Annotated in this window: 12 protein-coding genes and 1 riboswitch; all 12 genes read right to left on the bottom strand. The window is 44.2% G+C overall.

Annotated features, from left to right (window positions below; all coding sequences use genetic code 11):
• Nucleotides 1-55: 55 nt before the first annotated feature.
• The gene (gene ribF / locus BV60_RS0107785) at nucleotides 56-1,060 is read right to left on the bottom strand and encodes a bifunctional riboflavin kinase/FMN adenylyltransferase (protein ID WP_029320688.1); all 1,005 of its coding nucleotides are present in this window, start codon (nucleotides 1,058-1,060) and stop codon (nucleotides 56-58) included.
• An 18-nt stretch (nucleotides 1,061-1,078) separates the two neighbouring features.
• On the bottom strand, nucleotides 1,079-2,029 hold the full coding sequence (gene truB, locus BV60_RS0107780; RefSeq protein ID WP_029320687.1) for a tRNA pseudouridine(55) synthase TruB: 951 nt from the start codon (nucleotides 2,027-2,029) through the stop codon (nucleotides 1,079-1,081).
• On the bottom strand, nucleotides 2,026-2,985 hold the full coding sequence (locus tag BV60_RS0107775; RefSeq protein ID WP_029320685.1) for a DHH family phosphoesterase: 960 nt from the start codon (nucleotides 2,983-2,985) through the stop codon (nucleotides 2,026-2,028). The genes truB and BV60_RS0107775 overlap by 4 nt, the downstream gene beginning before the upstream one ends.
• Before the next feature lie 153 nt (nucleotides 2,986-3,138).
• Nucleotides 3,139-3,555: a 30S ribosome-binding factor RbfA gene (rbfA, locus tag BV60_RS0107770; protein WP_029320684.1), complete on the bottom strand. Its 417-nt coding sequence runs from the start codon at nucleotides 3,553-3,555 to the stop codon at nucleotides 3,139-3,141.
• Between the two features lie 167 nt (nucleotides 3,556-3,722).
• Nucleotides 3,723-6,692, bottom strand: coding sequence for a translation initiation factor IF-2 (infB, locus tag BV60_RS0107765; protein ID WP_081846619.1), 2,970 nt, complete (start codon nucleotides 6,690-6,692; stop codon nucleotides 3,723-3,725).
• Entirely contained in the window at nucleotides 6,679-7,020 is a 342-nt protein-coding gene (locus BV60_RS0107760; protein WP_029320680.1) for a L7Ae/L30e/S12e/Gadd45 family ribosomal protein, read from the bottom strand. Before BV60_RS0107760 ends, infB begins: the two co-directional genes overlap by 14 nt.
• Nucleotides 7,013-7,279, bottom strand: a complete 267-nt coding sequence (gene rnpM / locus BV60_RS0107755; protein WP_029320679.1) for an RNase P modulator RnpM — start codon at nucleotides 7,277-7,279, stop codon at nucleotides 7,013-7,015. The genes BV60_RS0107760 and rnpM overlap by 8 nt, the downstream gene beginning before the upstream one ends.
• A gap of 354 nt (nucleotides 7,280-7,633) precedes the next feature.
• Nucleotides 7,634-7,861: a hypothetical protein gene (locus BV60_RS23480; protein WP_029320677.1), complete on the bottom strand. Its 228-nt coding sequence runs from the start codon at nucleotides 7,859-7,861 to the stop codon at nucleotides 7,634-7,636.
• Nucleotides 7,827-9,071 carry a transcription termination factor NusA gene (gene nusA, locus BV60_RS0107740; protein WP_029320675.1) on the bottom strand — a complete coding sequence of 415 codons (1,245 nt, stop codon included), beginning with the start codon at nucleotides 9,069-9,071 and terminating at the stop codon, nucleotides 7,827-7,829. The genes BV60_RS23480 and nusA overlap by 35 nt, the downstream gene beginning before the upstream one ends.
• Nucleotides 9,072-9,143: 72 nt before the next feature.
• Complete coding sequence (rimP, locus tag BV60_RS0107735; protein ID WP_029320674.1) at nucleotides 9,144-9,608, bottom strand: ribosome maturation factor RimP; 465 nt, start codon at nucleotides 9,606-9,608, stop codon at nucleotides 9,144-9,146.
• 141 nt (nucleotides 9,609-9,749) lie between these two features.
• Entirely contained in the window at nucleotides 9,750-10,325 is a 576-nt protein-coding gene (locus BV60_RS0107730) for a folate family ECF transporter S component (protein ID WP_029320673.1), read from the bottom strand.
• Between the two features lie 69 nt (nucleotides 10,326-10,394).
• Nucleotides 10,395-10,487, bottom strand: a riboswitch (THF riboswitch).
• Between the two features lie 119 nt (nucleotides 10,488-10,606).
• Nucleotides 10,607-12,076 carry a xylulokinase gene (gene xylB, locus BV60_RS0107725; protein WP_029320671.1) on the bottom strand — a complete coding sequence of 490 codons (1,470 nt, stop codon included), beginning with the start codon at nucleotides 12,074-12,076 and terminating at the stop codon, nucleotides 10,607-10,609.
• Nucleotides 12,077-12,256 lie beyond the last annotated feature (180 nt).

Here is a 12,256-nt window from a genome sequence, read left to right as displayed (position 1 = left end):
ACCACTTGATTTTAACACACACGCCGCCACTTGTAAAGGAGCGGATAAATTTTAATCATCGTTCATAATCAAAGAAGTTTCTCCCGGCCTCAAGGTCAAGCTCAAGCTGTTTCTTTAGCCTGTCAACGTCTGAAAATTTCTGCTCTTTTCTATGGAAGGTCAAAAGAGCGATCTCCAGATATTTTCCGTATATATCTTCATTGAAATCATATATATAGGTTTCAACGCTTATCTGTCCGCTATTTGATACTGTGGGTCTGCAGCCTATGTTTGTCATACCCTGATGGCTTTTTCCGTCGATCCTGACCTCTGAGAAATATACACCGAAGGGTGGTAAGCATTTCTCATCGGGAGGAAGGAGATTTACCGTAGGAAATCCTATGGTCCTGCCAAGTCTCTTCCCATGTTCGACGATACCGCCTATATAGTAAGTTTCACCAAGAAGCTCTGATGCACGTTCCATCTCTGCCTGTGTTATCTCTTCTTTTATAAAGCTGGAGCTTACATTTCTTCCGAACATCTGAAGCTTTTTTATCGCATGGGTTCTGTATCCGAGTTCCGGTGCAAGTTTATTTAAGAGTTCGAAATTCCCCTTGCCCTTATAACCGTAGGAAAGGTCATCTCCTGCTGCTATGTATGCCGCATTCATCTGATCATGCAGTATTTTTCTTACAAAATCTTCAGGCATGGTATGTGCGGTTTCCGCATTCATTGGGAATTCAACGAGAATATCTATACCGAGCTTTTCAAATTTGCGACGTTTTTCATCTCTTGTAAGAAGCTGGGTGAGCATCTTCTCATGTCTGTCAGTATTGTTTTTGCCCTTATTGTTATTATCAGGATTATGACTGACTTTATTATTTCCACTAGCCATTTGAGCAAAGAACACCGCAGGCGGCGGGTCGAAGGTAAAGATTGTTGCCTTCATCCCCTGTTCCTTTTTATCAAGGATATGCTTTAGGAGCTTTTGATGCCCCATATGCACGCCATCAAATTTGCCTATGGCAACTGCGGTCTTATCCTCTATATGAAATTGTTTTTCTCCGGATATTATCCGCATTTTAGCTCCTTTACCACATCAAACATAAAAGAATTTCTCGACTCTGAACTGGCCTGTTCTTTCGTCGCATTTGTATATTCCGAAGAAGGTACCGTCCTCGGAATATACTCTGACTCTTGTTCCGTCAGCGTATAGTTTTTCAGGCTCCACAAAGTCCTGCTCATCCTCCGGTGCTTCACTTAACAGATTTTCTATTTTAAAGCTGTTTCCGTTTTCAAGCATTCTTCTGAAGTCGTCCTTTACTATGCAATAGTCAAGGTCCTTAAAGAGGCTCTCTGTAGGCGCAACTATATCATCTACCCTGCCTTCATCACGAAGCTGCTCTATCTGATCAAGGGTATGGGCGGTTTCAAGGTGGAAGCTCCCTACAGCCGTTCTGGTAAGATGCTCCATCGCTGCACCGCAGCCAAGCGCCTCTCCTATATCATGGCAGAGGGTTCTTATATAAGTGCCCTTGGAGCACTTTACTTCCATGGTAAAGATATGCTCGTCCTGTAAGTGTGATTCGTCAAGAACCGTAATGGCTTCAATCCTTATACGTCTTGGCTTACGCTCAACTTCCTTACCCTGTCTTGCAAGTTCGTAGAGTTTTTTTCCGCCGACTTTGATAGCGGAATACATGGGCGGGATCTGGTCATATTCACCTACAAATCGCTTTATTGTTTCGTGAAGCTTTTGGGAAGTCACATTTACTTCTTTTTCCGAGAGAATATGGCCGGACATATCCTGAGTGTCTGTTGTCACTCCAAGTCTGCATACTGCTATGTATTCCTTGTCGTGATCCGTAAGCATTTCACACAGTTTTGTCCCGTTGCCAACACAAACAACAAGGACTCCGACCGCATCCGGATCCAGAGTCCCTGTATGTCCGATCTTTTTCATTTTTAAAATGCCACGGAGGCGAGCTACAACATCGCTGGATGTATAGCCTGCCTCCTTGTAAACATTAATCAGTCCGTTATAACTCAAGAAACTACTCCCTTTAAATATCTTTCAACATATTCGGAAAGACTGTTAATTATGTCATGCTGTGTTCCGTTCATGGTGCAGCCTGCTGCTCTTGCGTGGCCACCGCCGCCAAAGAGTTCTGCTATTTTTGCAACATTGACTTTTCCCTTTGATCTGAGGCTGACTTTGTATTCAAGGCTTCCTATCTCGTACATAAAAATAGCACACTCGGTCCCTGTTGTTAACAGAAGCTGGCTTACTATTCCGTCAAGGTCGCTGGATTCAACAGCGTAGAAATCCATGGTCTGTCTTGATACTACGCTTACTATGCATTCACCGTCCATGATAAGCATGCTTTCAAGCAGTGCTCTTCCGAGTATCTGGTTCTGGATATAGTTTTTCTCATAGAAAACATGGTCTATGAGTTCTCCGAAGTCAAAGCCGTAGCTTATAAGGTCGGCTGCAGCTCTCATTGTATCGGGAGATGTGTTTGAATATTTGAATACACCTGTGTCTGTAACAATGCCCATGTATAGCATCTTTGCGATTTCTGCATCAATCTTATCCGGTATAAGGCAGTTGTATACAAGTTCTGAAGCAGAGCTGGCTAAGGGTACTATATAGTTCTCATCGCCTGTGCCCTGGTTGCTTACATGGTGGTCAATGTTTACTGTTTTCTTGGCTGCATCGAAAAGTTTTTCAGCTTCGCCAAGTCTTTCCTTTCCGCAGTCAAGCGCAAAGAATATGTCGTAGCTGTCCACATCTGTTTTAAATGTTGTATTTACTTCGTCTACAGCCTCAATTATCTTGTAGCTCTCAGGTATTTTCTCAAGAAAGACATCTACCTTAAGATCGGGATAATTTTTTTTCAAATAGAGGTATAATGCTACGGTAGAACCAATGCAGTCTCCGTCAGGACGTATGTGTCCGCCGATTCCGACCGTATTTACACCGTTTACAAGTTCATCTATTCTCATCTACAATCCTCATCTAAAGTCGTAAATTTTAAATCTTACTCATACCGGTCTGTTGCCAGTACCGTTAACCAATCATGCTCCGCATTCTTGGACGGTACTTGGCTCATGTATAAATGTAAGTTTCTATCTGAATGTAAGTTTTTATAATATATTTTATTCTTCTGAAGGTTCCTCTGTGGGTTCTTCTTCGATTTCGCCTCTTGCTGCCTTTGCTGCGGCATCCTTAGCTGCGACTTCATCAATCTTTTTGGACATGTTGATAGCGTACTCAATGGAGTCGTCCATGATGAATCTGAGCTCAGGTGTGTTACGCATATTAAGTTCTTTGGCAACAGTGCTTCTGATATACCCTGCAGCCGATTTAAGGCCTTCTTCGGTGCGCATTCTGTCTTCGTCATCGCCCATTACAGATACCCACACCTTACAGGTTTTAAGATCGGGAGCGACCTCGACATCCATAACGGATGTCATGGGGCTGATTCTGGGGTCCTTACTATATCTGATTGCTTCAGATATAACCTTCATTACTTCGCCGTTTATGCGGATATTTTTTATACTGTTTTTTCTCATATTGTGCTCCTAAATCCCCTCATCCACTCATACCCTCATCCGTCAGCTTCGCTGACACCTGTCTTCGCTCCGCTTCGGTCCGCGCTGAGCAATCGTCCCCTGGACGATTAGCGCCCCCTAAAAGGGGGGAAGGCTATGGGTGATGATATTTCATCGGATGATGGTATTTATTTCTTGTTGTCGATTTTTTCGCGGGGAACTTCGACCATGATGTATGCTTCAACAACATCGCCGACGTTGATCTGGTCAAAGCCTTCAAATACAAGACCACACTCGTAGCCGTCCTTAACTTCCTTAACGTCGTCCTTGAAGCGCTTAAGTGAAGCAAGGTCGCCTTCGAATATCTGCTCGCCGTCTCTGCTGATACGTACTTTGCAGTCCTTCTGGATCATGCCGTCGGTGACAATAGCACCGGCAATGTTACCAACCTTGGATGCCTTGAAGAGCTGGCGGATTTCGGCATGGCCGATAACCTTCTCCTCGTATACAGGAGCAAGCATTCCCTTCATGGCATATTCTACGTCTTCAATAGCCTGGTAAATAACCTTATACAGCTTGATCTCTACGCCTTCGTGCTCAGCTGTGCTCTTGGCAACAGCGTCGGGACGAACATCAAATCCGATGATGATCGCATTTGAAGCAGCTGCAAGTGATACGTCAGACTCGGTGATGGCACCAACGCCGCCGTGAATAACCTTAACAACAACTTCGTCATTTGAAAGCTTAAGAAGGCTTGCTTTAAGTGCTTCTACGCTACCCTGTACGTCAGCCTTGATGATAAGGTCAAGCTCTTTAAGCTTACCTTCCTCAATCTTGGAGTAGAGTTCATCAAGTGACATCTTAGCCTTTGTCTCTTCGATAAGGTCTTTCTTCTGCTGCTGGAGGTATGTGTTTGCATACTGCTTAGCTTCCTTATCGCTCTGGTGGCCAAGAAATACTTCACCTGCTCCGGGTACATCTGAAAGTCCGAGTATCTCAACAGGCTGTGAAGGCTTAGCTTCCTTAAGTCTCTTGCCCTTGTCATCGATCATGGCACGAACTTTACCTGAGCATGCACCTGCGGAAATGAAATCACCTACATGAAGTGTACCCTTCTGAACAAGTACGTTAGCTACAGGACCGCGGCCCTTATCAAGCTTAGCCTCAAGAACGAGACCTCTTGCTTCTCTGTTTGCATTAGCCTTAAGCTCAAGAATGTCAGCAGTGATAAGGATAGTATCAAGAAGTACATCCATACCCTCGCCTGTCTTAGCTGATACGGGAACGAACTCTGTTGATCCGCCCCAATCAGTAGCGATAAGGCCGTATTCTGTCATTTCCTGCTTAACTCTGTCAACGTTAGCACTTGGCTTATCAATCTTGTTGACAGCAACGATTATTTCAACACCTGCAGCCTTTGCATGGTTGATAGCTTCGATTGTCTGAGGCATTACACCGTCATCGGCAGCTACAACAAGAACTGCGATATCTGTTGAATTAGCACCACGCATACGCATAGCTGTGAAGGCTTCGTGTCCGGGTGTATCAAGGAAGGTGATCTTTCTGTCCTGAACCTTGATCTGGTAAGCACCGATACGCTGTGTAATACCACCGGCTTCCTTATCGGTTACGCTTGTATCACGGATAGCATCAAGAAGTGAAGTCTTACCATGGTCAACGTGACCCATTACGCAGACAACAGGGGGTCTTGATGTAAGGAGGCTCTCATCCTCCTCTTCCTCTTTAAGAAGCTCTTCAATAACATCTACCTGTACTTCTTTCTCACAGATGATGTCATAATCAATAGCAATGTTCTCAGCATCTTCATATGAAAGCTCCGAGTTAACAGTAACAATCTGACCTGCCATGAAAAGTTTCTTGATGATTGCTGAAGGCTGAAGCTTCATCTTATCAGCAAGTTCTTTGATGGTGAGCTTTTCAGGGATTGTGATAACCTTGATCTGCTCTTCAGGTTCTTCTACCTTTTTAACCTCAGGTTTAATGAAGCGACCAACCCTCTTGCTTCTGGGCATCATCTCTTCATTTTCTTCATAAATATGGTCCTTCTTGGATCTCTTGTCCTTATCCAGGCCCTGGCGTCTCTTGCCTTCGCTCTTTCCTTCATTTATGGGAGCAGCATCAAATCCGCCTCTGTCCTTACCCTTGGAGAAGTCTTTTCCTTTTCCTGAAGGACGGTCCATGCCGGGTCTGCCCTGAGCGCCCATTCCGGGTCTTGCATTGCCTGCGCCCTGACGAACATTACCCTGGCCTTGTCTTTGTCTGTCATTCTGAGAGCCTTTTCTAAGCTGTCCGCCCTGCTCTCTTCCATCGTTTCTACGGTTGTCGCCGCGGTTTGCATTACGGTTGTCACCACGATTGTCGCCACGGTTTTCACCACGATTTTCATTACGATTATCGCTGCGATTTTCAGCACGGTTGTCGCTGCGATTATCATTCGTACGATTCTGGTTCTCAGCGGGCTTGTTTTCCTTAACCGGAGCTTCAGGCTTAGTTTCAGTTACAGGCGCACTTACGCTTACAGGTTCCTCAACCTTCTTAACAGGTTCAGCCTTAGGTGCCTGCTCAGCCTTCTGTTTCTGTGTGGGCTCCTGGTACTTGGGTATCTCTGTATTATAAGCTTCAAGCTGTGAAGGCGCTGTCAGAGGCTTGATCGGATGATACACGTTCTGTGAACGGGCAAACGTACTCTGCTTCTGGCCGCCACGATTGTCGCGGTTCTGATTCTGGGTTTTATTCTGTCCGCCGCGGTTGTTATTATTGTTGTTATTATTTCCGCTCTGGAAATTACCGCTCTTAGAGTTGTTGGGATTAGTTACAAAGATAATGTTCTTTTTCTTTTTAACTGCTCCTTCACCCTCAGGTTTTTTCTTCACAAGCTTCTTTTCACCTTTTTTATCATCATTTGTTATCACGGGCTTCGTCTTATCCTCCTTAGAAGTAACCTCCGGCTTCTTCTCGTTTTTCGCATCTGCTTTTCCGCTTCCGAAGTGTTTTCTTACCTTCTCCGCATCATCGTCTTCGATTGAACTTGTTGATCTCTTTGCAGCTTCAACACCCTGATTCTGCAGGAATGCCATAAGCTCCTTATTATCAACACCAAGTTCCGAAGCGAGTTCGGATATTTTAATTTTCGACATTCGCATTTCCTCCGTACTGTTCATCTACACGTAAGTTCTTCTGAAAGCTTTTTGCAAATCCGTCGTCCGTGATCGCAATACTCGTTCGAACTTCCTTGCCGATCGCATGTCCTAAATTTTCTTTTTCCCCAAACATGTAAAACGGCACACTATAATAATCACATTTATCCCGGAATTTTTTGCCTGTATTATCAGAGGCATCTTTACTGACAATAACCATACAGGCTTTTCCGCTTTTTATGGCATTTTCCACTGCAAACTCACCGCTCACCAGTTTCCCTGCCTTTTGACATAAGCCGAGCAGAGAGTAAATCTTATTATCATCCATTTACCTCAAGCTCCTTTTTCAATTGCTCCAGAGTTTCCTCGGGAATGCTTACTTTCAGTGACCTTTCCAGGCCCTTTCTTTTTATTGCCTTTTCCAGGCATTTGATATCCCTGCATACGTATGCGCCTCTTCCGTTTGCTCTTCCGGAGGGATCTAAGTGGATTTCTCCGGAAGTGTCGCGGATCACGCGGATGAGCAGGGATTTTTCCTTGCTTTCTCCGCAGCCGACACATTTTCGCATAGGTTTCTTTTTCTCCATAAAACCCTTAACCCTCATCCGTCAGCTTCGCTGACACCTTCCCCCTGGAAGGGGGAAGGCTTTTTATTTATGTTGGCACCTTCTCTCAAGGGGGAAGGCTTTTTTGTTGTTCGCTGACACCTGTCTTCGCTCCGCTTCGGTCCGCGCTGAGCAATCGTCCCCTGGACGATTAGCGCCCCCTAAAAGGGGGAAGGCTTTACTATTCTTTAAACCCTCATCCGTCAGCTTCGCTGACACCTTCCCCCTAAGAGGGGGAAGGCTTTATTATTTTCTTCGTGCCATCTTCCCCCTGAAAAGGGGAAGGCTTTATTATTCTTTAAACCCTCATCCGTCAGCTTCGCTGACACCTTCCCCCTAAGAGGGGAAGGCTTTATTATTTTCTTCGTGCCATCTTCCCCCTGAAAAGGGGAAGGCTTTATTCTTCAAACCCTCATCCGGCACTTCGTGCCACCTTCCCCCTAAGAGGGGGAAGGCTTTATTATTTTCTTCGTGCCATCTTCCCCCTGGAAAGGGGAAGGCTTTATTATTCAACATTTTCTTCCGATTCTTACTCTTCTGTATCTTCAGCAGTATCCTCTGCATCTTCTGCAGTGTCTTCTGTATCCTCAGCGTCATCTGCTTCTGCTTCGTAGTCTTCTTCAGCGTATTCGCTGTCCTCGGATTCGTACTCTTCCTCTTCTACGTACTCTTCCTCGCTGTCGTATTCTTCCTCATCATCCATGTAGTCTTCGATACGGAATCCGGGAGCGTCCTTAGCCTGAGTCTCGCTCTTGATGTCGATCTTGTAGCCTGTGAGGCGTGCAGCAAGTCTTGCGTTCTGTCCTTCCTTACCGATTGCAAGTGAAAGCTGGTAATCGGGAACTACGACCTTAGCACTCTTCTCATCGGGATCGGCAAATACTGCAACTATCTTTGCAGGTGAAAGAGCATTCTGAATAAGGTTTCCGGGGTTCTCATCCCAGTTAACGATATCGATCTTCTCACCGTTTAATTCATCAACGATAAGGTTAACTCTGCTTCCGTTAACACCTACGCATGCGCCTACAGCGTCTACGTTCGGGTTGTTGGAGTAAACTGCAATCTTTGTACGGTTGCCGGCTTCACGGGCAATGCTCTTTATCTCAACTGTACCGTCCTGGATCTCGGCAACTTCCTGTTCAAAGAGTCTCTTAACAAGATCGGGATGTGTACGTGAAACAAGGATTCTGGGTCCCTTGTTTCCGTTTCTGACTTCAAGGATATAAACCTTGATTCGCTCTGTAGGACGGTAATGCTCTGTCTTAACCTGTTCATTCTCGTTGAGCATTGCATCAGCTTTTCCGAGGTTGATGCTGATGTTCTTACCGATGAATCTCTGGATCACACCGGTTACTATATCGTGCTCATGATCATAATATTCGCTATAGATCGCATCCTTTTCTTCCTCACGGATTTTCTGAAGGATAACGTTCTTGGCATTCTGTGTGGCAATACGGCCGAATTCCTTGGAATTAAGTGAAACGGCAACGATATCACCTATCTGAGCTTTGGGGTCGATCTTGTGAGCATCATCAAGACAGATTTCCAAAAGAGGATCCATAACATCGTCCTCTAATTCAACTACTTCTTTATCTGCAAAGCATCTGAAGTCGCAGGTATCTCTGTCAACTTCAACGCGGATATTCTCAGCTCTGCCAAAATTGTTCTTGCAGGCAGTAATAAGAGAATTCTCGATTGCATCAAACAGTGAATCTCTGCTGATGTTTTTCTCCTTCTCAAGTAAATCGAGTGCGTCCATCAATTCTTTACTCATGGTTTTTTTCTCCTTGGTATATGAAAGTTTTATCAATTTCCGAGTCTTGCTCTGATTAGTTATGTTAAATATTTAAAAATCCAATGTAAGCTTCACACTTGAAACTTCTTTTCTGATGAAGGATCTGTCACCGTTTGCTGTTTCTATAGTGATAGTCTCTGCATCGTAGGCCTTGAGCTTGCCGGTAAATTCCTTTGTTCCGTCAATAGCTTTGTAAAGCTTAACATCAACGTCTGCTCCAAGACTGTTTTCGAAGTGTCTGTCCTTTTTAAGTTGTCGTCCAAGTCCCGGACTGCTGACTTCCAAAGTGTAGGCTTCCTCGATGAAATCATGCTCATCAAGTGCATCAGAAAGTGCATGACTTACATCAACACATTTGTTGATATCAACGCCTCCGTCTCTGTCAATGTATGCTCTCAGATACCATTCGCCGGCTTCCTTGACAAATTCCACATCGTATATGCGAACTTCGTTCTGCTCGGCAATAGGCTTTAAAAGCGCTTCTGTTTTGTTTTCAATTTCTTCTCTTCTGGACATAATTTTTTCCATAAATAAAGTGGACTCGCAAAAGTCCACTTTCAGTTAGCATTATTAAGTTACAAAAGTAATATAGCACCACTACAAAATTTCGTCAAGCGCCCGTTATTTTATTCTTATAAACTATTTCTTAACTTTTTATTAGAACAAGGGCTTGATGGTTCTCTCCACTGCCTTTAGCATGATATAAGTAATAAATGTATCAACGGGCAGCATTATCGCATTCGAGAGTATTCTTCCAGGTAAAAGTGCAATAATTGCCTGATCATAGAGGATTTTCAGCCATAGGGAGTTAAGTCCGATATTCACGAATATCTTTACAATAAGCTGTGCAATGAAGACTCTTGCTACGGATATGTCCTTTTTATAGAAGGCAAAGCCGTAAATTATTCCGCCAAGTGCGGCACTTATTGTAAAACCGGGAAAGAAATCGCCGGATGGCTGCAAAAACCATTTAATGATATCAAGCGCAGCCCCGAATATAGCTCCTACTGCCGGTCCGAAAAGGTAGTCAACTACCTGATTGGGGAGCCCTGAAAATCCGATTCTGATAAACTGGCCGATCCTGATCGTTGCAACAAAGCCGAGAATGATTGCAATGGCAGCCATCATTCCGCAAAAGACAACGTTTCGAAGTCTCTTAAACTCTTCAAGTGATTTAAGCCATCTGTTTACTCTGATCTTACCTGTTTCATTGATAGTTGCATTTTTTTCCATAATAAAACCTCCTTTGCATTCCACAGTATGCACAAGGAGGTGTAAGAATTCATAACACATTCAATATGCTACAGTGGGAACCGAATCCGATATCGCGGCTGTCCTTCGTCCTCCGGCAGTCCCTGTCCGGATGGCACTTAACGCATCGAATTCTACTCTGCTGAATCTAATTGTTACCAATTCATTATATCAATTAATGTGTCTGCGTCAATAAATATATTATTATTTTTTGTTAAAAATTCCCCTCCGCAATGGCAGAGGGGAATCCATATGTGAAGATATCAGATTATCTTGTCAAAAGTAGCTGCAAGTGCAGGATAGATATTCTTAAACTGCTGGTATCTAGCCTCATATTTTTCAACAAGTGAAGGATCCGGCTTCTCTGTCTTGTCAACCTTAACAATTGCCAAAGCTGCCTCTTCTACGCTCTTGTATGCGCCGCATGCTACCATAGCGAGCATAGCACCGCCCATTCCGGGGCCTTCCTCACATGCAGGAACGTCAACTTCTATATTAAGAATGTTTGCGATCATTTTTCTCCAAAGAGGACTCTTTGCTCCACCGCCGCAGATCATTGTCTTTTCAGGTGCAACGCCTATGCTCTTTGCAACTTCGTACATATCTCTTGTAGCAAATGCAACGCCTTCAAGAACAGCCTGTGTCATATCCTCTCTTGTTGTGTCCATTGTGATGCCGGTGAAAGTAGCGCGGGCATTCGGATTGTTCCAGGGAGATCTCTCACCCATAAGGTAAGGAAGGAAGAATACATGGTTCTCTCCAAGCTTCTCGATTCCTTTCTGCTCATCAGCGTAATCCTTTGTTTTAAGGATTTCGTCCATCCACCATTTGTTGCAGCTTGCTGCGCTGAGCATGCATCCCATGAGGTGGAAGTGTCCGTCAGCATGGTCGAAGGAATGAAGTGCATTGTTGCTGTCAACCGCAAAGCTGTCAGATGACATGAAAATAGTTCCGCTGGTACCAAGTGAAATGTTACATCTGTTGTTGCCTACAGTACCTGTTCCTACAGCTGCTGCTGCGTTATCACCTGCACCTGCAGCTACTACTACGCCGCTCTTAAGTCCAAGCTCTGCTGTAAGCTCGGGATTGAGCTCACCAACCTTTTCATAACTCTCAAAGAGTGAAGGAAGCATGTCTTCTGTAATTCCGCAGATATCGCACATTTCTTTTGACCATTTGCGGTTCTTAACGTCAAGGAGCAGCATTCCTGATGCATCAGAGTAATCTGTGCAGAAGGTGCCTGTAAATTTATATGCAAGATAATCCTTGGGAAGCATTATCTTCTTGATCTTCTTGAAGTTCTCGGGCTCATTTTCCTTAACCCAGAGAATCTTGGGTGCTGTAAAGCCGGCAAATGCGATATTTGCTGTATAGTTTGAAAGTGTTTCTTTTCCGATCTCATTATTAAGGTAATCAACCTGTTTCTGAGTTCTTCCATCGTTCCAGAGGATTGCTGGACGAATAACATCGTCGTTCTCATCAAGAATAACAAGTCCGTGCATCTGGCCGCCAAAGCTGATTCCGGCAACCTCTGATTTATCTGCATCCTTTAAGAGTTCCTTTAATCCGTCAACAGCCTCTCTGTACCAGTCCTCAGGCTTCTGCTCAGACCAGCCGGGCTGAGGGAAGTACAAAGGATATTCCCTTGATGTTGTTCCATGAATTTTCCCCGTTTCATCCATAAGCACAAGCTTAACTGATGATGTTCCTAAATCTACACCTATATAAAGCATGTAAAACCTCCCATATAATTCAGTATTTTAAGTTACTCTAGTGTTTTGTCTGACTCATTATTAGTCAGGCAGAACACTAATCTTCTGGCGGCTCTGTATTTAACCCTTATGCCGCACTTTTCATAGAATATTATAATTGTTTTTTCCCTTACGTGCATTACAGTTTTTGCTATATTTTCC

Origin of the sequence: Butyrivibrio sp. AE3004, assembly GCF_000703165.1 — a bacterium.
Taxonomy (GTDB): Bacteria; Bacillota; Clostridia; order Lachnospirales; family Lachnospiraceae; genus Butyrivibrio.
This window is presented reverse-complemented; position numbering and strand designations above follow the sequence as displayed.